This is a genomic window from Limnobacter sp. (genome assembly GCF_036405155.1).
Lineage (GTDB): Bacteria > Pseudomonadota > Gammaproteobacteria > Burkholderiales > Burkholderiaceae_B > Limnobacter.
The window spans coordinates 129209-154458 of sequence record NZ_DASWYD010000006.1 but is presented as its reverse complement, the minus strand read 5'-3'; the positions used below and the strand labels follow the sequence as shown (position 1 = coordinate 154458).

The 25250-nt window shown below is 55.7% G+C and carries 20 protein-coding genes; 5 read left to right on the top strand and 15 right to left on the bottom strand.

What is annotated here, in order from left to right; translation table 11 throughout:
• Positions 1 to 7: 7 nt before the first annotated feature.
• From VGE55_RS07015 to VGE55_RS07005, 3 genes are all read right to left on the bottom strand, one after another.
• Positions 8 to 1873 carry a class I poly(R)-hydroxyalkanoic acid synthase gene (locus tag VGE55_RS07015; protein WP_331131000.1) on the bottom strand — a complete coding sequence of 622 codons (1866 nt, stop codon included), beginning with the start codon at positions 1871 to 1873 and terminating at the stop codon, positions 8 to 10.
• Positions 1874 to 2236: 363 nt separating this feature from the next.
• Positions 2237 to 3067 (bottom strand): polyphenol oxidase family protein, encoded by an 831-nt coding sequence (locus VGE55_RS07010; protein WP_331130999.1) that lies wholly within the window; start codon positions 3065 to 3067, stop codon positions 2237 to 2239.
• Positions 3067 to 4278 carry an RluA family pseudouridine synthase gene (locus VGE55_RS07005; RefSeq protein ID WP_331130998.1) on the bottom strand — a complete coding sequence of 404 codons (1212 nt, stop codon included), beginning with the start codon at positions 4276 to 4278 and terminating at the stop codon, positions 3067 to 3069. Before VGE55_RS07005 ends, VGE55_RS07010 begins: the two co-directional genes overlap by 1 nt.
• 110 nt (positions 4279 to 4388) lie before the next feature.
• On the opposite strand from VGE55_RS07005, the gene VGE55_RS07000 reads away from it, so the two are divergent.
• Positions 4389 to 5240 (top strand): outer membrane protein assembly factor BamD, encoded by an 852-nt coding sequence (locus VGE55_RS07000; protein ID WP_331130997.1) that lies wholly within the window; start codon positions 4389 to 4391, stop codon positions 5238 to 5240.
• Positions 5241 to 5291: 51 nt separating this feature from the next.
• Here VGE55_RS07000 and VGE55_RS06995 read toward each other — a convergent pair whose 3' ends face one another.
• From VGE55_RS06995 to VGE55_RS06985, 3 genes are all read right to left on the bottom strand, one after another.
• Positions 5292 to 7259 carry an ATP-dependent DNA helicase gene (locus tag VGE55_RS06995; protein WP_331130996.1) on the bottom strand — a complete coding sequence of 656 codons (1968 nt, stop codon included), beginning with the start codon at positions 7257 to 7259 and terminating at the stop codon, positions 5292 to 5294.
• A 42-nt stretch (positions 7260 to 7301) separates the two neighbouring features.
• Positions 7302 to 7511 carry a YdcH family protein gene (locus VGE55_RS06990; protein WP_331130995.1) on the bottom strand — a complete coding sequence of 70 codons (210 nt, stop codon included), beginning with the start codon at positions 7509 to 7511 and terminating at the stop codon, positions 7302 to 7304.
• A gap of 124 nt (positions 7512 to 7635) precedes the next feature.
• Positions 7636 to 7986: a hypothetical protein gene (locus VGE55_RS06985; RefSeq protein WP_331130994.1), complete on the bottom strand. Its 351-nt coding sequence runs from the start codon at positions 7984 to 7986 to the stop codon at positions 7636 to 7638.
• A gap of 57 nt (positions 7987 to 8043) precedes the next feature.
• Here VGE55_RS06985 and VGE55_RS06980 point away from each other — a divergent pair, with 57 nt between their 5' ends.
• Together VGE55_RS06980 and VGE55_RS06975 are read left to right on the top strand one after the other, a co-directional pair.
• A complete protein-coding gene (locus VGE55_RS06980; protein ID WP_331130993.1) occupies positions 8044 to 10380 on the top strand; it encodes a Tex family protein in 2337 nt (778 codons plus the stop codon).
• 145 nt (positions 10381 to 10525) lie between these two features.
• The gene (locus tag VGE55_RS06975) at positions 10526 to 10996 is read left to right on the top strand and encodes a hypothetical protein (protein ID WP_331130992.1); all 471 of its coding nucleotides are present in this window, start codon (positions 10526 to 10528) and stop codon (positions 10994 to 10996) included.
• Positions 10997 to 11063: 67 nt separating this feature from the next.
• Here the strand turns inward: VGE55_RS06975 and zapE are convergent, their stop codons facing one another.
• The 9 genes from zapE to VGE55_RS06930 form a co-directional block, all read right to left on the bottom strand.
• The gene (gene zapE / locus VGE55_RS06970; protein ID WP_331130991.1) at positions 11064 to 12155 is read right to left on the bottom strand and encodes a cell division protein ZapE; all 1092 of its coding nucleotides are present in this window, start codon (positions 12153 to 12155) and stop codon (positions 11064 to 11066) included.
• Between the two features lie 140 nt (positions 12156 to 12295).
• Positions 12296 to 13732 carry a dihydrolipoyl dehydrogenase gene (lpdA, locus tag VGE55_RS06965; protein WP_331130990.1) on the bottom strand — a complete coding sequence of 479 codons (1437 nt, stop codon included), beginning with the start codon at positions 13730 to 13732 and terminating at the stop codon, positions 12296 to 12298.
• A gap of 12 nt (positions 13733 to 13744) precedes the next feature.
• Complete coding sequence (gene odhB / locus VGE55_RS06960; protein ID WP_331130989.1) at positions 13745 to 15022, bottom strand: 2-oxoglutarate dehydrogenase complex dihydrolipoyllysine-residue succinyltransferase; 1278 nt, start codon at positions 15020 to 15022, stop codon at positions 13745 to 13747.
• An 80-nt stretch (positions 15023 to 15102) separates the two neighbouring features.
• Positions 15103 to 17961: a 2-oxoglutarate dehydrogenase E1 component gene (locus VGE55_RS06955; RefSeq protein ID WP_331130988.1), complete on the bottom strand. Its 2859-nt coding sequence runs from the start codon at positions 17959 to 17961 to the stop codon at positions 15103 to 15105.
• Positions 17962 to 18831: 870 nt separating this feature from the next.
• Positions 18832 to 19650, bottom strand: coding sequence for a CDP-diacylglycerol--serine O-phosphatidyltransferase (gene pssA / locus VGE55_RS06950; RefSeq protein ID WP_414674974.1), 819 nt, complete (start codon positions 19648 to 19650; stop codon positions 18832 to 18834).
• Between the two features lie 5 nt (positions 19651 to 19655).
• A complete protein-coding gene (locus tag VGE55_RS06945; RefSeq protein ID WP_331130987.1) occupies positions 19656 to 20300 on the bottom strand; it encodes a phosphatidylserine decarboxylase in 645 nt (214 codons plus the stop codon).
• Between the two features lie 202 nt (positions 20301 to 20502).
• Positions 20503 to 21519 (bottom strand): ketol-acid reductoisomerase, encoded by a 1017-nt coding sequence (gene ilvC / locus VGE55_RS06940; RefSeq protein ID WP_331130986.1) that lies wholly within the window; start codon positions 21517 to 21519, stop codon positions 20503 to 20505.
• Positions 21520 to 21560: 41 nt separating this feature from the next.
• Positions 21561 to 22052 carry an acetolactate synthase small subunit gene (gene ilvN, locus VGE55_RS06935; RefSeq protein WP_331130985.1) on the bottom strand — a complete coding sequence of 164 codons (492 nt, stop codon included), beginning with the start codon at positions 22050 to 22052 and terminating at the stop codon, positions 21561 to 21563.
• A 19-nt stretch (positions 22053 to 22071) separates the two neighbouring features.
• Positions 22072 to 23784: an acetolactate synthase 3 catalytic subunit gene (locus tag VGE55_RS06930; RefSeq protein WP_331130984.1), complete on the bottom strand. Its 1713-nt coding sequence runs from the start codon at positions 23782 to 23784 to the stop codon at positions 22072 to 22074.
• Between the two features lie 398 nt (positions 23785 to 24182).
• On the opposite strand from VGE55_RS06930, the gene VGE55_RS06925 reads away from it, so the two are divergent.
• Positions 24183 to 24743, top strand: coding sequence for an RNA polymerase sigma factor (locus tag VGE55_RS06925; RefSeq protein WP_331130983.1), 561 nt, complete (start codon positions 24183 to 24185; stop codon positions 24741 to 24743).
• Positions 24740 to 25243, top strand: coding sequence for a DUF3619 family protein (locus VGE55_RS06920; RefSeq protein WP_331130982.1), 504 nt, complete (start codon positions 24740 to 24742; stop codon positions 25241 to 25243). Before VGE55_RS06925 ends, VGE55_RS06920 begins: the two co-directional genes overlap by 4 nt.
• The last annotated feature ends 7 nt before the right edge of the window (positions 25244 to 25250 follow it).

The window sequence follows — 25250 nt, the reverse complement described above, 5'->3', positions numbered from 1 at the left end:
GTGTGGATTACACCCGCTGCTTCACATAGCGGCCGGGCGCAGGTTCAATAGGCTTGAATTTGGCACTGCCCAGCTTTGCCGGTGCCTTCACTTCGCCATCTTTCAGGGGTTCCAGCCAAGCAGACCAGTCGTTCCACCAGCTACCCGGAACGGCCTCGGCCTTTTCAAACCAGTCATCGGGGCTTTCAGGCAAATCACCGTCGCATACCCAGAAATTGCGTTTGTTCTTCGAGGCGGGGTTGATCACACCCGCAATGTGTCCACTGGCACCCAGCACGAACCGAACATCGCCCGACACCAACTGGCTGGTGGCGTACGCACTGGTCCACGGAACAATGTGGTCTTCACGGGTGGCCAGAATGTAGACTGGTGCATCAATCAAACCCAGGTCCACAGGCTCGCCGCACACCACGGCCTCACCGGCCTGGCTCAACCTGTTTTCCAGGTAGGTGTTGCGCAGGTACCAGCAAAACATGGGGCCAGCCAGGTTGGTGCTGTCGCTGTTCCAGTACAACAGATCGAAAGCCGGGGGCTTTTCGCCCTTCAAGTAATTGTTGACCACGTAGTTCCAGATGAGGTCGTTGGGTCGCAGGCTTGAAAACGCGCTGGACAAGTCTTTGCCCGACATCAAACCGCCTTTTCCGATGCTGTCCTCGCGGGCCTTGACCTGTTCTTCGCTCACGAACACACCCAAGGCGCCCGTGTCAGAGAAGTCCAGCAGCGTGGTCAGGAAGGTGACGCTGTTGATGCAATCTTCACCGCGCTGGGCCAGTGTCGACAATGCAGTGCCCAACAAGGTACCACCCACGCAAAAGCCCAGCACGTTGATTTTGGGCTGCTTGGAAAGCTGTTGAACCAAGTGAATGGCGGTGATCACGCCGTCTTCCACATAACCATCCCAAGAGAAATGCTGGTTCTCTTCAGTCGGGTTTTTCCAGGACACCAGGTACAAGGTGTGGCCCTGTCCCACCACGTAATTCACCAGGGAATTGTCAGGCTGAAGATCAAGAATATAAAACTTGTTAATACACGGTGGCACAAACAGCATGGGAACCTTGCCCACCTTCTCGGTGGTGGCCTGGTACTGAATCAATTGAAAGTAGGCATTCTCAAAAATGACCGAGCCCGGCGTTGTGGCCACATTCTTGCCAACCTCAAAAGCCGACTCGTCGGTTTGGGAAATGCGACCTTTCTGCAAATCTTGAATCAGGTTTTCGAGTGCTTGCCGGAGGCTTTCGCCTTTGGTTTCCAGTAGCTTCTTCTGGGCCTCGGGATTGGTCACAAAAAAGTTGGACGGACTTAGCGCATCCACCAATTGCTCAATGGCGTACCCCACGCGTCGCTTTTCAATGTTGTCATCGGGCACCAGTTCAACCAGTTTCTTGGTGTATTTGGCATTGAGGGAATACAGCGCTGCGGTGAGCTCGTACACACCATGATCGTGCCAATCCGGTGCTGCAAACCGTTTATCACCGGCCAGCCAGGCGTCCAGTGCAGCGGGTTTGGCCGTTGAGGATTCCATGTTCGGCAACCCCGCAAACGCAGAGGCCATTAGTGAGGCAAATTCGGCTGCATATTCTGATTGCACCTGCCCCAGCGAATGCACCGGAATTTGCGACAACGCCTGTTGGCAGGACTGCATCACCGTCTGCATAAACGGTTGTATGGCGGCCAAAGTCATCGGGTTAATGCCAGGCATGGACAGGAAAGACGGCATGCCTTGGAATGTTGGCATGGCAGGCATGCCCGGAAAGCCGGAACCCAGCGATTTGAATGCGTCCTGGACCTGCGACTGCACCTGCTGTTGAAACTGCTCAGCAGCGGGAAATAACTGCCCCAAGACCTCGGCGAAGTCTGTGGATGATTTGTTCACCTTCCTCTCCTTTTTGGAACCTGCGAGCCACGCCCGCGGTTGCTGCCCCATGTGCTGTTGACTGAGGCTTTAATTAAGCTCACTTGAACTTATTTGAGTGTTTACTCTATTTTCATTCATTGTGCACCGCACCATTTTACTTGTCAAATGTTTTATACGGCCTGAATCGTGGCAAGATCCAAGCCAGTGACAACGCACAGCAGGACCCGAGGATGTACATCGTTGCGATTGGATGGATGTATGTGGTGACTTTGATGGCCGCCACCGAAACCAATATTGCGGCAGGCATTGCCACTTTTGTGTTTTACGGCTTGTTTCCGTGCTCGGTGCTGATGTATTTGCTGGGCACCAAATCACGACGCGCTAAACGGAAGGCGATGGAAGCCGACGAATCAACATCGCCTGACGCCCAGCCGGAACCCCCTGCTGCTGCCCCCGCCGATGAGAAAACCAGTTCAAATCCGTGAAGGTGTCGCCACCCACTGATGCGACCACAGTAACCCCTTCGTCAGCCAACAATCGTGTGGCCAAGGTGTACAAATCGCCCAACCATTTGTGGGCATGTGCAGTGGGTTTGAAACATTCAGCCAAGGCAGCGGACCGCTCGACAAAGGCCTGCCGCACCTCCGCGCCAACCTCAAAGGACTGCGGGCCAATGGCAGGCCCCAGCACACACTGAACCTGCGTGAGCGGCACCCCGGCAAGACGAGCGACGCCAACAGCACAGGCCTCCAATACCCCTGCATGCAAGCCGCGCCAACCCGCATGGGCAGCACCCACCGCTTGAAGCTGACCTTGGTGGTCAAAGGCTGCAAACACTGCGGGCAAACAGTCGGCCGTCATGATGGCCAGCGTCACATCGGTGTGGTCGGTGATTGCAGCATCCGCCGGTGGAGTGCCCGTCAACGGATTGGAATCAACCTGCAGCACATCGCAACCATGCACTTGTTTCAACCACTGGATGCGGGCGCCCAAGAACTGCTCCAGTGCGAATCGGCGAACGGCCACCGCTTGGGGATCATCACCGACATGGTCGCCGAGGTTAAAACCAAACAGGGGGTCAACCAAGGCCTGAAAATCCGCGGACTGCAGTTCCAGCGGCTTCAGCAAGCCGCTGGTGGTGACCCACACCTGCACGCCATGCCAGGCGGGTGGCAAGGTGGGCTTTAACAGCAGCGCGCTGGGCAGCGACATTACACCTCCTCCACCACTTCCACGTCGTAGTCGCCGTCGTCGTCTTCCTCGTCGTCCTCGGCGTCCAGCTCGTGCTCAAAGCGCACCAGGACGGACGCCTTGTGCTGGTGGGCCTGTTCCAGAATGGCTTGGTGAACGGCCTCCGAATGGAAATCAATACCAGCCATGTCCCCCAAGGCTTTCAAATCCGCCGGGGCTTTGGCCACAAACTCGGGCCACTCATGGGCATCGAGCGCCTCTTCCCAGTCTTCAACTGGCGTGCCGGGTTCTCGGGCCTCAAACTCGGCTGGATCGGGAAAACTCAGGTGTGTTGCATGCAAAGCCTGCCGCTTGAAAGTGCTGCCATCGGGCAGGGGAATGTCCGACATTCGAAGCGTGGAGTGGTTGCCCGCACCGCGAATTTTATAAACCGGGTCGGCCACCAAGGCAAAACCCGCATGTTGGGCGTGCACGCGAATCTGGTGGGTACGGCCTGTCTCCAAGCGGCACACCATCAACGTGACGGGCACTTCAAGCAATTCTCCGTGCGCAACCGGCATGAAGTGGGTCACTGCCGGTTTGCCGTGGTCGACCACAGCCATGCGCAGGCGGTTGCGTGGGTCCCGCCCCAAGGGTTTGTTCACCGTCACAGGCTGACTGATGCGACCCCAGACCAAGGCCAGATAAACCCGTTTGACGATCCGGGATTGCAGCATTTGCACCAGCTTGACCTGGGTTTCCGAGGTGCGGGCCACCACCATCAACCCCGTGGTGTCGGCATCCAGCCGGTGAACAATGCCCGCCCTGGGGACTGAAATTAAGCCAGGATCCAAGAAATACAGGCCGTTCATCAGGGTGCCTGTCCAGTGGCCTGGTGCAGGGTGCACCACCAAGCCTGCCTGCTTGTTGACCACGGTGTACTCGGCACTTTGACCGACGATGTCCAGACCCAAGTCCTCAGGAACCAACGTTTGCATGTGCTCCAGTACACCCGGGCTTAAAGCAATCACGTCTTTGCCCTGTACTTTTTGATTGCTTTTCTGCACCGGCAGGTCGTTGACCAACACCCGCCCCTGTTTCATCCAGGTTTGCAATCGTGAACGGGAATACTGCGGGAACAGTTCGGCAATCACCTTGTCCAAGCGGTTCCCGCCCAAATGGAGTGGAACCTGCGCCGTCAGCGGGTCTGTCGATGGGGTTGGATCGTGCAATGTGGTGTTTTGGGAAGGCATGGTGCGGAATGGAATCAATCAAATGCTGCGCCACCAGGGCGAGGCCGGGCTTTGCCCGATATAATGCAAAATCGTTGCGACTGAACAGGACACTCGGGTTTGCACACTCTATGAATATTTCCAGACAAGCCCCGCGCGCCTCTTGGCTGCGCACATTATCTCAGGTATTCCTCATTCCTGCCCTGATTTTCATGTTGGCTGCTTGCGGTACAGGCAAACCAATCGACGAAACGGAAGGTTGGAGCCCGGCCCGGCTGTATGAAGAAGCCAAGGCAGAAATGGATGCCGCAAATTACGAACGGGCTATCCAGTTGCTTGAAAAACTGGAATCGCGCTATCCCTATGGCCGTTATGCCCAGCAAGCGCAAATTGACACCGCTTTTGCCTATTACAAAAGCGGCGACAATGCGCAGGCGCTTGCAGCCACAGACCGGTTCATCAAGCTGTACCCCAACCACCAAAACCTGGACTACGTGTATTACCTTCGGGGTTTGATCAGCTTTAACGAAGACAAAGGCATTTTCACACTGCTGTCGGGCGAAGACCAAAGCGCCCGCGACCCCAAAGGCACACGTGCTGCCTTCGATGCGTTCAAGGAAGTCGTCACGCGCTTTCCGGACAGCAAGTATTACGATGACAGCCGTGCCCGTCTTCAATACCTGGTGAATTCACTGGCACAAAACGAATTGCACGTGGCGCGCTACTACTACAAGCGCGGCGCGTATCTGGCTGCCGTCAACCGTGCACAAGAAGTGATCAAGCGATTTGAGCAAACGCCTTCAATTGAGGAAGCGCTGTTCATCAGCCTGCGCTGCTATGAAAAATTGGGCATGACCAAGTTGGCCGAAGACACCAAACGTGTGATTGACCTGAACTTCAAAGACAGCCCTTACTGGAAACAGGAACTCCCCGACCCAAAAAACACGGGCGATGCAAAATGGTGGCAAGTCTGGAAAAATTAAGCGACTTCGTTTAATGGGTCAGCCAATCCAGCAAAACAAGGCCAGTGCGTGTCACTGGCCTTGTCGTTTTTGGCGCATAAAGTCGACCGCAGTGGCCAAATCGCGGGTGCGCCGAAACGGCGGCAAACTGCGCCACAACATTTTTCCATAGCCCTTTTCAACCAGGCGGCGATCACCAATCACCAAGACCCCCCAGTCCTGCTCATCACGAATGAGGCGACCAGCGCCCTGTTTCAGCGCAATGGCGGCGTCGGGCACCGACAGTTCCTGAAAGGCATTGCCACCACGATTTTCAATCAGCTCACTTTTGGCTTGAAAAACCGGGTCGTCGGGCGGCGCAAACGGCAGCTTGTCGATGACGACCAAACGCAGGCCCTCGCCGCGAATGTCCACGCCTTCCCAAAAACTGGCTGCACCCACCAGCACCGGTTTTTCCTGCTGACGAAACTGTTCCAGCAACTCACCCCGGGAGGCCTCGCCTTGCACCATCAGCGTCCACGGCAGCGATTGTTCCTCAATTCGCTGGCGCAGCGTTTCACCCACCAATTTAACCGCACGGTGGCTGGTGCACAGAAAAAACACACCGCCATCGCTGGCTTTCAGCAAGGGCCACAAGCTGTTCACCAACTTTTGACTGAACTGGGCTTCATTGGGGAATGGCAAGTTTTCGGGAACGCAGAGCAAAGCCTGCGATTCATAATCAAAAGGGCTGGGCAGCAGCAATTCTGCGCAATCGTCCAGGCCCACCTGCAAATTGAAATGCTGCAGACTGTCTTTCACGCTGAGGGTGGCACTGGTGAAAATCCAGCTTTTTTGCTGCTCTGCATACAGTTTGGCAAAGGCATTGGACACATCCAGCGGCGAATCACAAAACTGAACGGCATGGTGGCTGATGCTGACCCACTTCACCGATTCCTCAGACTGGGCACTGGACGAGGCGGAAAACCAGTTTTGCCAACGCAAACAGAGGTCGCTGGCACGGCTCATCAGTTTCACCCATGCTTCGGACCGGGGTGACAGCGGGCTGATCATTTCCACCAAAGCCTCCAGACCTTGCGCAAATTGATCACACACCGCAGCCACTTTGGGCAGTGCCATGAACTGGGCACGCGTGTATCGCGCTGAGTCAATTTCGACGCCCACCAAGCGACGGATTTCCTTCAGTTGAGTTTCCAAAGGGCGAAGCACGGCATCCCAGTCCCCCGCATCGGCACTGGAGCTACGACCCTCAATCAACACATCCCGCAAAAATTCCAGGCATTGTGTGGTCGAAATCGCTTGGCCCAGCAAATTCGTGGCAATGTCCGGGAGTTGGTGCGCTTCATCAAACACCACCACATCGCTGGCCGGCAGCAGCTCGGCCACACCACCCTCGCGCAATGCAAGGTCTGCCAAAAACAGGTGGTGATTGACCACCACCACTTCCGCGTCCAACGCCTCGCGTCGAGCCTTGTTCACGAAACACTCAGAGGCATTCGGGCATTCGCTGCCCAAACAATTGTCTTTGTTGGAGGTGACCCAAGACCACACGGGCGAGTCTTCCGGCACCCCGTTACAATCGGCTTTGTCGCCGGACTGGGTTCTACCCAAAAACACCTTCACCTTCTGCAGATGGTCGACCTCGCGCGGCGATGGCAGGCGTGCCTCCCGCAAGGCGCGGTCGAGGTGGAAATGACACACATAATTTTGGCGGCCTTTCAGCAGCGCAATGTTGACCGGCACACCGAGGGCTTCTCGAACCAAAGGAAGGTCCTTGGTAAACAACTGGTCCTGCAGGGTTTTTGTTGCGGTTGAAAGCAACACCCGCTTGCCCGACAACAAGGCCGGGACCAGATAGGCAAATGTTTTACCCGTGCCAGTGCCCGCCTCCACCACCAAGGCGCCCGGGGTTTGAATCACTTGCGAAACAGCCTGTGCCATTTCCAACTGGGCCTGTCGGGCTGAGAAACCTGGCAGACGTTTGGCCAACGCACCCGTTGAAGAAAATGCAGCGAGCACATCGGAGGAGAAATCAAACATTCAAATGGTGGCGATGGGGTGTGGCAAAACCGCTGGTGGCAGTCAAGCAGGAATATCGGGCTCGAGCTGGATTTGCAGCAAGGTGATGGCATCCTTGATTTGCAGTTTCCGCTTTTTCAGCCGTCGAATTTGCAACTGATCAAACCCTGGCTGAGCCATCAACATGTCAATAATCTGGTCCAGATCACGATGCTCCACCTGCAACTCCACAATACGGCGCTGAATGGTGTCTGCATCAATGGTTTGGACCATGGCTGGGGGCTTTTTAATGGGTCAACCGGTATTGTAGCCGACCCCAGGAAACAATGGGAAACACTCGCGATTGGTTTCACTCGAAGGAATGGCCGCCAATCACGCAAGAACGGCGGAATGACCTTTATTCTTTTCCGGATCGGCGTTTGGCGTAGTCATCCAATCGAATCATGTCACCAGCCTGCCCCTGTGTTTCCAAATGGGCCCGCCTCAATTTGGCACCTTCAATTCGCACTTTGTCCAAGCAGTCGGACACAAAAAAACGGTCGTAACAGGCACGGGTTTTCTGATTGATTTCGTAATCCAGGTTGGCCAGTGCCTGGTCACGCGAGGCCATGTAGGCTTTGGCTTGCTCCACCGTTGCTGGCGGCTCTGGATAGGGCGATTGCAACTGAACCCCCGCGCAACCGGAAATGGCCAGAACACAGGTACCCCACAGCACTGCTGTGCGGCCTCGCAAGGGGGTGGTTTTCATGGGATGAAGCTGTGGCACAATGCCCTGCCTGTTTCTGAAAACCATTCAAACCCTCACATGACGACTGTTCAAAATCGGATTATCGCGCAGTTGGCCCAAGAATTGGGCTGCGCAGCCCAACAAATTCAAGCCGCTGTCCAACTGCTCGACGAAGGTGCCACGGTGCCCTTCATCGCCCGCTATAGAAAGGAAGCTACGGGCGGCCTGGACGACGCCGTTCTGCGCGACCTTCAGGAACGGCTGGTGTATTTGCGGGAACTGGAAGAGCGCCGCGCGGTGATTCTGGACAGCATCGGCAGCCAAGGCAAGCTCACCCCCGAGTTGAAAGCAGCTGTAGAAGCAGCCAGCAACAAACAAACCCTCGAAGACCTTTACCTGCCATACAAACCGAAGCGCCGCACCCGTGCACAAATTGCCCGGGAAGCAGGCCTTCAACCCCTGGCCGACGCAATTTTGGCCCAGCAAGACTGCACACCAGAGGCGTTGGCGGCCGACTATTTGAATGCAGAGCATCAAATCAACGATGTGAAAGCCGCGCTGGATGGCGCCAAAGACATTCTGGCCGAACAGTTTTCGGAAAATGCGGATTTGCTGGCGCGACTGCGCAGCCGCCTCACCACCGAAGGGGCCATTCGCGCTGCGGTGGTTGCCGAGAAAGCCAGCGAGGCGATCAAATTTCAGGATTACTTTGAGCACCAGGAACCCCTGAAACAAGTGGCCTCCCACCGCATGCTGGCCATGCTGCGCGGGCGCGAACAAGGCTTCCTCACACTCAAAGTGGACTTGCCCGAAGTGTGGGAGAACGAAAACCCACGCGCAGCCCACCCGTTCGAGACCGAAATCGCCAACCTTCACAAAGTCACGCGCGACGAATCGCCCCGAGGCAAGTTCCTGAGCGAAGTCTGTCGCTGGACTTGGCGAATCAAATTGGCCAGCACACTGGAAAGTGAGGTGATCGCCAACCTGCGCGATGCTGCACAAGCGGATGCCATTGGTGTGTTTGGTAAAAATTTGAAAGACCTTCTGCTGGCTGCGCCAGCTGGTGCCAAAGCCACGATGGGCTTGGACCCCGGCATTCGCACGGGGGTGAAAGTGGCCGTGGTGGATGCAACAGGGCAAGTGGTCGACACCACCACCGTGTTCCCACACGAGCCGCGTCGCCAATGGGACGAGTCCATCGCCGTGCTGGCCGCCTTGTGCATGAAGCACCACGTGGAATTGATTGCAATTGGCAACGGCACTGCCAGCCGAGAAACCGATCAACTCGCCAGCGACCTGCTGGCCCGACACAAAGAATTGAAAGCCACCAAGGTGATGGTGAGTGAAGCGGGCGCCTCGGTGTACAGTGCCTCTGCACTGGCCTCCGCCGAGTTGCCCGAATTGGATGTCAGTTTGCGTGGTGCGGTGTCGATTGCACGGCGCTTACAAGACCCACTGGCAGAACTGGTCAAAATCGACCCCAAATCGATTGGTGTCGGTCAATACCAGCACGATGTCGACCAACGTCAACTGAGCGGACGTTTGGAAGCGGTGGTTGAAGACTGCGTGAACGCAGTCGGCGTTGAAGTCAACACCGCCTCCGAAAGCCTGCTGGCCCGCGTGTCGGGTTTGAACGCATCGGTGGCCAAGGCACTGGTGAGTTTCCGAAATAGCCACGGTCAGTTCAAAAGCCGTGATGACCTGAAAAAAGTACCACGCCTGGGTGACAAAACCTTTGAACAGGCCGCGGGCTTTTTGCGCATTCACGGTGCTGACAACCCCTTGGATGCCTCTGCCGTGCACCCCGAAGCCTACATTGTTGTCGAAAAAATGGCCAGGAAAGCCGGGAAACCAGTCGGTAGCCTGGTGGGCAATAAGGAAGTTTTGAAAACACTCAAAGCGACTGAATTTGTGGATGAGCGTTTCGGCTTGCCCACCGTGGAGGATATTTTGGTTGAGTTGGACAAGCCTGGTCGTGACCCACGCCCGTCGTTCAAGACCGCCAAGTTTGATGACAACGTACACAGCATGGCCGACCTGAAACCTGGCATGTTGCTGGAAGGTGTGGTGACCAACGTGGCCAACTTTGGTGCTTTTGTGGACATCGGTGTTCACCAAGACGGCTTGGTGCACGTGTCTGCGCTGTCAAACACCTTTGTGAAAGACCCGCACAGCGTGGTGAAAGCAGGCCAAGTGGTGAAGGTCAAAGTGCTGGAAGTGGACATTCCACGCAAACGGATTTCGCTGACCATGCGCTTGAGTGACGACCCAGTCAAAAGCACGGGAGCGCAGGTTCAGACCAACCGAGCAGGTGGAAATCAGCGGGATATTCGTCGTGCAAACTCAACCTCAACCCCTGCTCCATCCAACAACGCATTTGCTGCAGCTTTTGCGAAAGCAAAGCGCAATCAATAAAGCGCGACAAGCGCTGTGCCATGGCGGTTTGGGCATGGGGCCATCGAGTCACCAAGGCGGTGCACGGCGGTATTCCGTTCTGCCTTGGTTTCAGGAATAAAAATTGCTGTTCGAGCAACCTCTACCACTCAAGGAGTTGCTCAACATGCAAGGCAGTTCATGGATCACCCAGTCGTATTCCCCACTGAAAACCCCACGCAGTCTACTCAGCGAGTCGCTGCGCTCCAGCGACAGTCCACCACAGTGGAATCACGCCGGGCAAATCACCTCACGAGCCCCATCACAGACGGCATCCAACTTGGCATCTGCACTGGTGACTCAGTCTGGAGTGTGCCCGTTGTTGGCGTCAGACAATCCTGAATTTGCCCTAGAGAATTATCGTATCGCCTGGAAGCTGGACAACCTGAGCAAGAACATGGACGCCTCATCAACGCCCCTTCAACTTGGCCATCTGGGCCCGCAAACCGCTAGGTCACTGGCTCAGTTGGCCCGGACCATCAGCCCCTATATTGACGAAGCATCTCTTCAACATCCACGGTTTGAGCCTCTGAATCAAGCTCAAATGGATCAATATGTTCGAGAGCTCAGCACTGCCTTGAACGGCATGGTGATTTAAACGATCTGTGAAGGGCTTTCATCAGCCCTTTACGCACGTCAACCCGGCCCAGGCTCATCACATGCGCTTACAGTTTGACGGCGCTGCGCTTGGGGGCATCCAGGTATTCAGTGGATTGCATTTCGACAATGCGGCTAACCGTGCGAAAAAACTCATTTGCCATGGCGCCTTCGGTGTACAACTCTTCGGGCTCTACCGCAGCCGACATGATGAGTTTCACCTTGTGGTCGTAAAACACGTCAATCAACCAGGTGAAGCGGCGGGCTTCTGAGGCCATGCCTGCACCCATTTTGGGAACACCACTGAGGATCACGGTTTGGAACTGACTGGCAATTTCCAGATAATCATTTTGTGAACGTGGTCCGCCACACAGTGTCGGAAAGTCGAACCAAATCACGGAACCTGCACGGCGCACTGCACGAATTTTACGGGCCTCAATTTCAAGCACCGGGTTTTCATCGGCCACCTCAGCCAATCGCTCGAATGCCTCCTTCAACTGGCCGTCGGTCGAATCATTCAAGGGCATCAAATACACATTGAGCTGTTCCAGCGTGCGTCGGCGATAATCAACCCCAACATCCACATTGATCACATCCAGCTGTTTGTTGAGCAAATCAATGGCTGGCATGATTCGGTCCCTATGCAAACCGTTTGGATACAGATCATCGGGTTTGTAATTGGAGGTCATCAAAAAAGTAACGCCATTGGCAAACAGGGCATCCAGCAGGCGATACAGAATCATCGCATCTGCGATGTCCGACACGTGGAACTCGTCAAAACAAATAAGACGATAGCGTTTGGCGATTCGAGAGGCCACTTCCAGCAATGGATCTTGCACGCCCTTGAGTTCATCCAGCTCAGCATGCACGCCCCGCATGAACTCATGAAAGTGCAACCGGGTTTTGCGTTGCACAGTCACGCAGTTGTAGAAGCAATCCATCAAAAAACTTTTGCCGCGACCAACCCCACCCCACAGGTACAGACCTTTGGGCACGGCAGGACGATTCAGAAACTTTTTGATGACGCTGCTGCGCGCTTTTTTGTATTCGACAAACTCGTCGTAAAACACCTGCATGCGGTCCACCGCCTTGCGCTGTGCAGCATCAGGCTGATAGCCGCGCTCGGCCAGGGTTTGCGTGTAATAATCGACGACGTTCACGTTTACGGCGTTCAGAATGATTGGGTACAAAAATGGCTGAGGCGAACGCCGTCAGCCGCAAATTGGACAGTGCTGCGAGTGTAAGCCAAAGTGCAGGCCACCAGACCGATTCAATCTAGTGCCTGCACTCCAGGAAGCACTTACATGTTGAGCTGGCGCTTGTCGCAAGCCAAGGCCGCCTCCTTCACCACCTCAGACAAACTGGGGTGTGCGTGGCAAATACGGCCAATGTCTTCCGAAGCAGCCTTGAACTCCATCGCCATCACAGCTTCTGCAATCAAGTCTGATGCATGGCTGTTAATGATGTGCACACCCAACACCTCGTCAGTGACAGCGTCGGCCAGCACTTTAACAAAGCCCTGGGAGTCGCCCTGCCCCAATGCCCGACCATTGGCCACAAACGGGAACTGACCGGGCTTGTAGGCTCGGCCTTCCGCTTTCAATTGCTGTTCAGTCTTGCCAACCCAGGCCACTTCAGGGCTGGTGTAAATCACCCAAGGCACGGTGTCATAGTTGCAATGCCCCGCCTGTCCAGCCAGAATTTCAGCAACCATCACGCCCTCTTCCTCGGCTTTGTGGGCCAGCATGGCACCGCGAATCACGTCGCCAATGGCGTACACACCACTGACCAGGGTTTGGCAATGTGCGTCCACGTCAATTTGGCCGCGCTCATTGGTTTTCAAGCCCACCGCTTCCAGGTTCAAGCCATCGGTGTTGGGCACTCGGCCCACTGATACGATCAGCTTGTCGCAAGCGAGTGACTGGTCTTTGCCATCTGCATCGGTGTAGGCGACAGTCACGCCTTTCTTGGTCACTTTCACATCACCAATTTTCACGCCCAGGTTGATGTTCAAGCCTTGCTTGGTGAAAATTTTGTGCATTTCCTTGGCCACGCCTTCATCGGCTGCAGCCAGGAAAGTGGGCATGGCTTCCAGAATAGTCACTTCCGACCCCAAGCGGCGCCAGACAGAACCCAGTTCCAAACCAATCACACCGGCGCCAATCACACCCAGTTTCTTGGGCACAGCACCAAATTTCAGTGCACCTTCGTTGTCGCACACCGTCACGTTATCAACCGGGATTCCCGGCAAATGACGGGCTTTGGAACCTGTTGCAATGATCACTTGCTTGGCGGTGACCTTCTCTTCACCGGCGGCACCTTTCACCAGCACTTCAAATCCACCATCCACCTTGCCAGAAAAACTGGCCCAACCCTTGAGCTGGGTCACCTTGTTTTTCTTGAACAGGTACTGAATGCCACCCGTCATTTTGGCGACGATGTCATCCTTGCGCTTGACCATTTTGGCGACATCCATTTTGGCGCCAGTCACCGTGATGCCATGGTCCTCGGCATGGTGTGCAATCTTCTCGAACTCTTCGGAAGAAGCCAGCAGTGCCTTGGATGGAATGCAGCCAACATTCAGGCACGTTCCGCCCAGGCGTGGTTCACCCTTGGGGTCGTCGTAGGCATTGCCTTCCACACACGCCACTTTCAAACCCAACTGACCAGCACGGATGGCGGCAATGTAGCCGCCAGGGCCCGCACCGATCACCAATACATCGTATTGCGTACTCATGTGCGGTGCTCCTTACAGGTCCAGCAGCAAGCGGGCTGGATCTTCCAGTGCTTCTTTCATGGCCACCAGGCCCAACACAGCTTCGCGGCCATCGATGATTCGGTGGTCGTAGCTCATGGCCAGGTAGTTCATTGGACGAATCACGATCTCGCCGTTTTCAACCACGGCGCGGTCTTTCGTGGCGTGAATGCCCAAAATGGCAGACTGCGGCGGGTTGATGATGGGTGTGGACAACATGGAGCCGAACACACCACCATTGGAAATCGAGAACGTACCGCCCGTGAGCTCATCCAGGCTCAGCTTGCCGTCCTTGGCTTTTTGGCCAAACTCGGCGATTTTCATTTCGATGTCTGCAATGCTCATTTGGTCGGCGTTGCGCAAAATCGGCACCACCAAACCGCGGGGCGAACCGACCGCAATACCGATGTCGAAGTAGCCGTGGTAAACAATGTCGTTGCCATCCACCGACGCATTCAGCACAGGGTATTTCTTGAGCGCAGCCACAGCCGCTTTCACGAAAAAGCCCATGAAGCCCAGTTTGGCGCCGTGCTCTTTCTCGAACTTGTCTTTGTACTTGGCGCGCAGGTCCATCACTGGCTTCATGTTCACTTCGTTGAACGTGGTCAGGATGGCGTTGGTCTGCTGTGACTGAACAAGACGCTCGGCCACACGGGCACGCAGACGGCTCATCGGTACCCGCTGTTCCGGGCGACCTTCAATCAACGTCGAGGGGTCCAGCGGTGCAGACACTTCTGGCAGCAAGCTGACTGCCTTGGCAGCAGCAGGGGCAGCCGCGGGGGCAGCAGCTGGCTTGGGTGCACTCACGGGGGCGTTCACTGCGGCGATGACATCGCCCTTGGTGATTCGACCATCTTTGCCGGTGCCTGCCACATTGCTGGACGACAGATTGTTTTCCGCCATCATTTTTGCGGCAGACGGCATGGCCACAGCGCCCGATGTTGCCACGGCTGCGGGTGCAGCAGCCGGTGCTGCAGCAGGCGCAGCGGCTGTGGCCGCTGCAGGCGCGGGTGCAGAGGCACCAGCCACAGCCTCTGTGTCGATCTTGGCCAACAATTGGCCAGCCACCACCGTGGCGCCATCGGCGCACAAAATTTCAACAATCACACCGGCCGATGGTGCGGGCACTTCCAGCACCACTTTGTCGGTTTCAATGTCGATCAGGTTTTCATCACGCTTGACAGCGTCGCCTGGCTTTTTGTACCAGTTCAACAGGGTTGCTTCAGCAACAGATTCGGACAGTTGTGGGACCACCACATCTACGATTGCCATGGAATAGTTTCCTTGTAAATTCTTTGTTCACGGGAGGGGCTGCTCCTGCATCCCCTCCATCTCGCCACACGAAAAGTTCGTTACTTCGTCATTACAAAGCCCTTGAGCTTGCCAAAGGCCGCGTCAATCAAGGCCTTTTGCTGCTCATTGTGCTTGGCGTAATAGCCCACGGCAGGAGAAGCCGATGCTGGGCGTCCGGCATAGCCCAAGCGCTGACCTTCTTCCAGGTTTTCCATGATGTTGTGCTGGATCTGGAACCAAGGGCCCTGGTTCTGCGGTTCGTCCTGACACCACACCACCTCGTTAAGGTTGGGGTATTTGCGAAGTTCCGCAGCCAACGACTTGTGCGGGAACGGGTACAACTGCTCGATGCGGACAATGGCGACATCCTTAAGGTTGCGCTCACGGCGGTTGGACACCAGGTCGTAATACACCCGGCCAGAACACAGCACAGCGCGCTTCACTTTGGCCGCATCCAGGTCACCTTGGTCACCAATCACTGTGTGGAAATGTCCTTTGGACAAATCCTGCAGCGTGGAAATGGCTTCCTTGTGGCGCAGCAGCGACTTCGGTGTGAAGATGATGAGCGGCTTGCGGAACAAGCGGATCATCTGGCGGCGCAACAGGTGGAATATCTGTGCCGGGGTGGTTGGCTGGCACACCTGCATGTTGTTCTCGGCACACAACTGCAAGTAACGCTCAATGCGGGCTGATGAGTGCTCAGGGCCCTGACCTTCATAGCCATGCGGCAACATCATGGTCAAACCGGAAGCACGGCCCCATTTCACTTCGCCGCTGGAAATGAACTGGTCAATCACCACTTGTGCACCGTTGGCAAAGTCGCCAAACTGGGCTTCCCAAATCACCAGCGTATTGGGTTCTGCGGTGGAGTAACCGTACTCAAAGCCCAGTACCGCCTCTTCAGACAGCACAGAGTCAATCACCGTGAATGGCGCCTGACCTTCTGAAATATTTTCCAGCGGTACATAGGTACCTTCATTCCACTTTTCACGGCCCTGGTGGTGCAACACCGCATGGCGGTGCGTGAACGTGCCACGACCACAATCCTGACCAGTGATGCGAACGGCGTAGCCAGACGACACCAGTGAGGCAAATGCCAGGTGCTCGCCCATGCCCCAGTCCAAGGGCGCTTCACCTCGACCCATGGTTGCCCGGTCTGTCACCACCTTTTGAACCAAGGGGTGCAGCTTAAATGTGTCGGGTATGGTGGTGATGCGCTCAGACAAGCGACGCAATTCTGCCAGTGGCACTGATGTGTCGGCAGCATCGGTCCACTTCTTGCCCAGGAACGGAGACCAATCCACGGCAAACTTGCTCTTGTAATTGGTCAGCACCGGGTCACGACGGCTGTGCTTGCCTTCGTCCATGGCAGCACGGAAGTCGGAAATCATTTTTTCCACATCGTCGGCCGACAACACCTTCTGCATGACCAAACGCTCTGCGTACAGTGCGCGCGTGCCTGGGTGCTGGCCGATTTTCTTGTACATCAGTGGTTGGGTAACGGCTGGGGTGTCCTGCTCGTTGTGGCCCAATTTGCGGAAGCAGACGATGTCGATTACCACGTCTTGCTGGAACTGCATCCGGAAATCCAGCGCCAACTGGGTCACGAAAATGACCGCTTCAGGATCGTCACCATTGACGTGGAACACCGGCGCTTCAATCATCTTGACCACGTCGGAGCAGTACAACGTCGAGCGGCTGTCGCGGGGGTCAGACGTTGTAAAACCGATCTGGTTGTTGATCACCACATGCACGGTACCACCCGTGCCATAACCACGGGTGTGAACCAGGTTCAGGGTTTCCATCACCACACCTTGGCCGGCAAACGCAGCATCACCGTGCACCAGCACTGGCAGCACTTGCTTGCCGTCTTTGTCGCCGCGACGCTCCTGACGCGCCTTCACGGAACCTTCAACCACCGGGTTGACGATTTCGAGGTGAGACGGGTTAAACGCCAGGGACAAGTGCATGGGGCCACCTGGCGTGACCACGTCCGAGGAAAAGCCTTGGTGATACTTCACGTCACCAGCAGGCAAATCGTCCGCATGCTTGCCTTCAAATTCTTCGAACAGCTGGCCTGGCGCTTTGCCCAAAATGTTGACCAGCACGTTCAGTCGGCCGCGGTGGGCCATGCCGATCACCGTTTCCTGAACACCGTTTTTGCCGGCCCGCTGAATCACTTCGTCCAGCGAAGCGATGAAGGACTCGCCGCCCTCCAGTGAAAAACGCTTTTGACCCACATAGCGTGTGTGCAAATAGCGCTCAAGGCCTTCAGCGGCCGTCAAGCGCTCCAGAATGCGCAGCTTCTCATCGGCAGTCAACTGCGCCGTGCCCCGGGTGGATTCCATGCGCTCCTGCAACCAGCGCTTCTGGGCCGGGTCGCTGATGTGCATGTATTCGATGCCAATGGATCGGCAGTACGTGTCGCGCAGGGACTTCACGATGTCCCGCAGCGTCATCTGGTCTTGGCCAAAATAGGTGTTCGACGCCGAGAAGGTGATGTCCATGTCGGCCTCGGTGAGGCCATAAAATGCGGGGTCTAGCTCGGGGATGTTGGGGCGCTCTTGACGCTTGAGCGGATCAAGATCGGCAAACCGGGAACCGAGGAAGCGGTACGCAGCCACAATGGACTGAACATGCACCTGCTTTTTGGCAACTTCAAGGTCAGCGGACTGGATTTGAGGCTGGATGAAGCCTTTTTTGGCCCGTTGCGCAAAGGACTCAATGACGGGGGCGTGAGCCACATCCCGCTCGTTGACATCGCCATGAGACGACGGGACCATCTGCAGCTGGTCAAAATATGCGCGCCATTTTTCAGATACCGACCCAGGGTTGTCCAGGTAGGCCTCGTACATCTCTTCGACATAGGGCGCATTGCCGCCGAACAGGTACGAATTTTGTCTAGATTGTCGCATCATTTGCGCTTCACCTTTCTCCGAGTTTCTCGTTCAAGATGTGGGGTTCGGACTCGACCGCAGCGACCGCTGTTCGGACCGAATCCCTACACACGTGGGTTCATACACCGCACTCCCCGTCCATTCCTTGGGCTCCTGCCCGGGTTTGGATAGCAAAAAACACCATTGCTGATGTTTTCAGAGTATTTGAGAGAATATCAGATTAGAGAAACACCCCTAAACCTCTTTTTGGGTTCGGGTGTTTTTTTGTGGTGAAAAAGAGGAATTACGGGAAATCACGAAGTTTGCTTACTTGGCGTTGCACTATGGTGGCTCGTCGCAACATCGGGAGCCCGCGCGGGTTATTGGTCCCCCTCAGCAACGCCGGTGCCCGTGCCGAGCGCTCCCCGGAGGAAAAGGTTGCCCTGCTGGCCTCCCCTTCAGCAACACCGGTCGCCCATGCCGAACGCCCCCGAAGGTAAAGGTTGCCCCGCGCCTTCGAACCGGACCGATAACTCGCCACTGCGTGGCTCAAACATCTCGGTCCGTGTATTCGAATGCTGTACGGGTCAAGCCAATCGGGGGGCTGACTGTTCGGCGCCGGGCATACCGGCATTGCTAGGGCTCGGTGCAGGCGGAGGCCTGCGCGGTTCACCTCCCCTGCAGCGACAGTCAGGACAATCTGCAAAACCGTGACGAGCAGGCGCGGTGGGCCAAGCTCAGCGAGCTGGCCCAGAGGTCGATTCCCGACCATGTCTTTTGGAGGGTCGACCTCAGCGATCGCGAGGCCCAGGTTTTGAGCAACAGATTGGCCGTCGCCAAGGGCGAGGTGTACGCCCAGTGGCTCATTCGATGCACCGCAAAGAACCAGCAATGTCAGAAACCAAATTGAGCTTAAAAGTGCTTGTCTTCCTCAATGTCCAGGCCTTTCAACCCCAGCCCCTTCAAACGCCGTACCAGGTACACCACATAGCCGGACAGGCCATACAACACAAACACGCCAAACAGTACCTTGGGTGGGTCTTGCGAGGCCAAGGCAAAGGCCAGCGGAATCAGTGCCAACACCAAAAACGGGACGCTTTTTCGGAAGTGGAAATCTTTGCCACTGAAAAACGGCACCGACGACACCATGGTGACGCCCGCGTAAAAGGTGATGGTCCAAGCCAACCAGTCCAGCTCGGCACCTGCCATTTTGACATCGTCCATTACCCAAACAAAACCGGTGACTAGGGCCGCGGCTGCCGGACTGGGCAAGCCCTGAAACCAGGCCTTGTCCACTTTGGCGGCATTCGTGTTGAATCGGGCCAAACGCAACGCAGCACCGGCCACATACACAAAAGCAGCAACCCAGCCCAGTTTACCCATGCCATGCAAAGCCCATTCATACACAATCAATGCCGGGGCTGCGCCGAAGCTGACCATGTCGGCCAGACTGTCATATTCGGCGCCAAAAGCACTTTGGGTGTTCGTCATGCGGGCTACGCGACCGTCCAGGCTGTCCAGCACCATGGCCGCAAAAATGGCCACTGCCGCCGTGGTGAACTGCTGTCCCATGGCCTGCACAATGCCGTAAAACCCACAAAACAGTGCAGCCGTGGTGAACAGGTTCGGCAACAGGTAAACCCCTTTGTGGGGCTGACCGGCAGGCCTTAACGTGTTGACCATGCCCCGCCGGGGCGCCCCAAACCGGTTTTTATTGCGCTTGAATCGCATAGGGCTTAGGACACCAGTTCGGCCAGAATTGAGGAAGACGCCGACACTTTGTCACCAATCGCAACCTTGGGGACGCAGTCGACCGGCAAGTACACATCCACGCGGGAACCAAAGCGGATAAACCCATATCGCTGGCCCTTTTCAACCGTGTCAGCAGGTTTTACGTAGCAAAGAATGCGTCGTGCAATCAAGCCGGCCACTTGAACGGCAGTCACTGTGGCGCCGCTGTCGGTGTGAATCACCACCGCATTGCGTTCATTTTGCGTACTGGCCTTGTCCAGGTCGGCATTCACAAACAGACCGGGAAAATAATCCACTGTCTTGATTTCGCCACCGATCGGAATGCGGTTGGAGTGCACATTGAACACGTTCATGAACACCGAAATTTTGAGGGCCTCACGCTGGGCATAGGGGTCGTCCGTGCGTTCAACAGCCACAATGCGCCCATCGGCTGGCGACACAACAGCGTTTTTTTGGCTGGGAATGTACCGGGGAGGATCACGGAAAAACTGCAGGACGAACACGAACAGAATCCAGGCCAACAGCGACAGAAAGCTCAAACCAAAAGACTGCAATGCCAGTGCAAGGATGCCAACGATTGCAAGGAAGGGCCAACCCTCACGGGCGATAATCGGGTGGGGATAGTTCATCGTTATTTATTGTGAATGGTGTTGAAGTCGATTTTATAAAGCAAAACACACCCGTGCGGGGTATTTTTGTGCGATTTCACCGATAAGAATCTGAAAGGTGACCTCTACAGATGCAAAGCTGTCACCAACAAAAAACCCCGGACCATGACGGACCAGGGTTTTTTTACAATGACTAGGCGAATGCCCAGCCATCGGTGAACCATCAGTTTTTGGACTGATCGACCAGCTTGTTCTTGGAGATCCAAGGCATCATGGCGCGCAGTTGTGCACCCACCACTTCGATGGGGTGCGCGGCGTTCAAGCGACGACGTGCAGTCATTTCAGGATAGTTGGTACGGCCTTCCAGAATGAAACGCTTGGCGTATTCACCGTTCTGGATGTTGGCCAGACATTCCTTCATGGCAGCACGGGCCTGGTCGGCAATCACGCGTTGGCCAGTCACATACTCACCGTATTCCGCATTGTTGGAAATGGAGTAGTTCATGTTGGCAATGCCGCCTTCGTACATCAGGTCCACGATCAGCTTCAGTTCGTGCAGACATTCGAAGTAGGCCATTTCGGGCGCGTAACCGGCTTCAACCAGTGTTTCAAAACCAGCCTTCACCAATTCAACAGCGCCACCGCACAACACGGCTTGTTCGCCGAACAGGTCAGTTTCGGTTTCTTCGCGGAAGTTGGTTTCGATCACGCCACCCTTGGTGCCGCCGTTGGCAGCCGCATAGGCCAATGCCACATCTTTGGCAGAGCCGGACTTGTCCTGATAAACCGCGATCAGGGAGGGAACGCCGCCGCCTTTCAGGTATTCGGAACGCACGGTGTGACCAGGGCCTTTGGGGGCGATCATGATGACGTCGATGTCGGCACGGGGTACAACCTGGTTGTAGTGCACATTAAAGCCGTGGGCAAACGCCAATGCCGCACCGGGCTTGATGTTGGGGGCCACTTCCTTGTTGTACACCTCAGGAATGTTTTCGTCAGGCAACAGGATCATGACCACGTCGGCTTCGCGAACAGCGTCGGCCACTTCTTTCACTTTCAGGCCAGCACCTTCGGCTTTGGACCAGGAGGCACCACCTTTGCGCAGACCAACCACCACGTCCACGCCGGAGTCACGCAGGTTTTGTGCGTGGGCATGGCCTTGGGAGCCGTAACCAATGATGGAGACCTTCTTCTTCTGGATCAGGGACAGATCCGCATCTTTGTCGTAATACACTTTCATGTCAGTTTCCTTGCGTCAATGTGAGGTTAATGGCTTGCGGATTACACGCGGAGAATGCGCTCTCCGCGACCAATACCAGAGCTGCCTGTGCGGACAGTTTCCAGAATGGCAGTGCGGTCAATCGCGTCCAGGAATGCATCCAGTTTCGACTTGTTGCCAGTCAGTTCGATGGTGTAGCTTTTTTCGGTCACATCAATGATGCGACCGCGGAAGATGTCAGCGGTGCGCTTGATCTCTTCCCGCTCTTTGCCAACTGCGCGCAATTTTACCAGCATCAGCTCGCGTTCGATGTGTGCTCCGTCGGTCAGGTCCACCACTTTCACCACTTCAATCAAACGGTTCAGGTGCTTGGTGATCTGCTCGATGATGTCATCGGAGCCCACCGTCACGATGGTCATGCGTGACAGGGTTTCATCTTCCGTGGGGGCCACAGTCAATGTTTCGATGTTGTAGCCACGGGCCGAGAACAGGCCCACCACACGGGACAAAGCGCCCGGTTCGTTCTCCAGGAGAACGGAAATGATGTGTCTCATGTTTGCGTGTTCCATGTGATTACAGCTCCTCTGAACCCAGCAGCATTTCGGTCAGCCCCTTGCCGGCCTTCACCATGGGCCACACGTTTTCGGTGCGGTCGGTGATGAAGTCCATGAACACCAGGCGGTCCTTGTACTTGCCGAAGGCTTCCCGCAAGGCGGGCTCTACATCGGCGGGTTTGGTGATCTGCATGCCCACATGGCCGTAGGCTTCCACCAGTTTGACGAAATCGGGCAAGGCGTCCATGTAGCTCTCGGAATAGCGTGAGCCGTAATCCAGCTGCTGCCACTGGCGAACCATGCCCAGATAACGGTTGTTGAGGTTACAAATCTTCGGGGTGAAGTGGTACTGGAAGCAGGTCGACAATTCCTGAATGTTCATCTGGATGGACGCTTCGCCGGTAATACAGGCCACCAATGCATCGGGGTTGGCCATTTGCACGCCCATGGCGTAGGGCAGGCCCACACCCATGGTGCCCAAACCACCGGAGTTGATCCAGCGGCGGGGTTTGTCAAACTTGTAGTACTGCGCAGCCCACATTTGGTGTTGGCCCACGTCCGAGGTGATGAAGGCATCACCACCGGTGACCTCCCACAGCTTTTCAACCACGAACTGCGGCTTGATGACTTCGTCGGAGTTGGCGTAGCCCAGGCACTTGCGCTCGCGCCATTTCTCAACCTGCGCCCACCAGCCTTGCAACTTGCCTTGGTCAACGCGGCGGCCGCTTTCATCCAGCAGTTGCATGAGGTCGACCAACACGTCTTTGATATTGCCCACAATGGGCACATCCACTTTCACCCGTTTGGAAATGGAAGATGGATCGATATCGATGTGAATGATTTTGCGCGGAATGGACGCAAAATCCTTGGGGTTGCCAATCACCCGGTCATCAAAACGCGCGCCGATGGCAATCAGCACGTCGCAGTTTTGCATGGCCATGTTGGCTTCGTAGGTGCCGTGCATGCCGGGCATGCCCACGAATTTCTTGTCGGTCGCCTTGAAAGCACCCAAACCCATCAGGGTGTTGGTGACGGGCGCACCCACCCACTCCACCAAGCGGTGCAGTTCGGGGGAAGCATCACCCAACACAACACCACCACCGGTGTAGATCATGGGGCGCTCGGCATCCAGAATCATCTGCACCGCTTTTTTGATTTGACCTTGATGGCCCTTGACCACCGGATTGTAGGAGCGCATTTTTACCGGCTCGCTGTAATCAAACGTGGTTTTGTGGATGGTGATGTCTTTGGGAATGTCGACCAGCACTGGTCCTGGACGGCCAGTGCGGGCAATGTAGAACGCCTCTTTCATGACACGGGCGAGGTCTTTGACGTCCTTCACCAGGAAGTTGTGCTTCACACAGGGGCGAGTAATACCCACGGTGTCGCATTCCTGGAAAGCGTCTTGACCAATGGCGTGCGTGGGCACTTGGCCAGACAGGATCACCATGGGGATGGAGTCCATGTAGGCTGTGGCAATGCCGGTTACCGCATTCGTGAGGCCAGGGCCGGATGTCACCAGACAAACGCCAACCTTGTTGCTTGAACGGGAGTAAGCATCGGCTGCGTGCACAGCGGCCTGCTCGTGACGCACCAGAATGTGCTCGAAGCCATCTTGCTTGAAAATGGCATCATAGATGTACAGCACGGCACCACCTGGGTAGCCAAAAACATGCTTAACACCTTCTTCTTCTAAACATTTGACAACGATTTCCGCGCCTGTGTATTCCATTTTTCAAATCCTGACAAAATCCACGGGACATTGGTCGGATGCCGTCCTGGATCGCATTGCCGTGGGGCACAGGCTTTGGGGAGATGAACAACCTTGTGGGTATGGACATGTCGCAAAGCGCTGGCGATCTCGACCCGATTATGTCGGGCAGGTTGGCCATGGGCTTCTGAAACACGGTTTCAGCGCCCTAGCGCGTCTTTCGCCAAAACAACAAGGGTATGCTGGATGACTAGGACAAATTAAGGGTAGAACGCGATGGTAGCGGTTAACCGCCCTTCGGTCAAGAATTTTGCCCCGTGCTTTGTTATCATCCTATGCGATTTGGTGTTTTCAATTGAACCGGGTCCACAACCGCCCACCCCTTCGGATTCTTCACACTCGAGACTCGACAGAACAACATGGCCAGCACGAGAGAACTTGAAGAATTTCTGCGGGAGGTGACGCCCAGAGCGTTCCGGCAGGCCATGTTTGCCGTGAAAAACGAAGAAAGCGCGCTGGATCTGGTCCAAGACAGTATGATGAAGCTGTCTGAAAAGTACGGTGACAAGCCGGCAGAAGAACTGCCGATGCTGTTTACCCGAATTCTGCAAAACACCATTCTCGACTACCATCGGCGCCAAAAGGTCCGAAACACTTGGACGACCCTCTTTTCCAGCTTTCAAAAGGCTGAAGAGGAGGATTATGACGTCCTCGAGAACCTCTTGGCCCAAGATGACTCTCAACACGAGAGCGCACAGACTGAGGTGGAAACCCAACAAAACATGGCCGCCATTCAAGAGGCCATCGAAAACCTCCCAGAACGTCAACGGCAGGCCTTTCTGCTGCGTTATTGGGAAGAGATGGACTTGGCGGAGACCGCAAAGATCATGGGATGCTCGGAAGGCAGCGTGAAAACGCACTGCTCACGGGCCACGAAAGCGTTGGCTGCTGTGCTCAAACAGCAAGGGTTTAGGTCATGAACGAGGAACGGCTTACCGCGGCACACATTAAGCGGATGTTGGACGAATCGGTTGAAACACTGCCGGCCAACGTGCAGTCACGTCTGAATGATTCCATCGCAATGGCCCTTCAGGCCCACGCCTTGAAAGCAGCCCAAACTGCCCAACACGCCCGCCCTGCTTTCAAAAAGCAATCCACTGGTGGCACTGTTGGCTTTTTTGAAACGGTGTCCAACTGGTTTAATCGCCCTGCCCTGTCTTTGGCGCTTAGCGCAGCATTCGTCGCAATATCGGTTGCTGGGGTTGTAAAATTTGGAACTGACGCTTACAACGCCAAAGTGACCGAAACCGCCGATTTGGATGCAGCCATTTTGTCGGATGACCTGCCCCCCGATGCCTACCTCGACCGTGGCTTTGTGAACTTCACGACCAAACAGCCCAAAGAAGGCCAACTGCCGCCTGATGACGCCATCGATGAATGGATTCAAAAACTGGCGCCTGAAGGTCAGGCGGCCATTTGAACCGGAG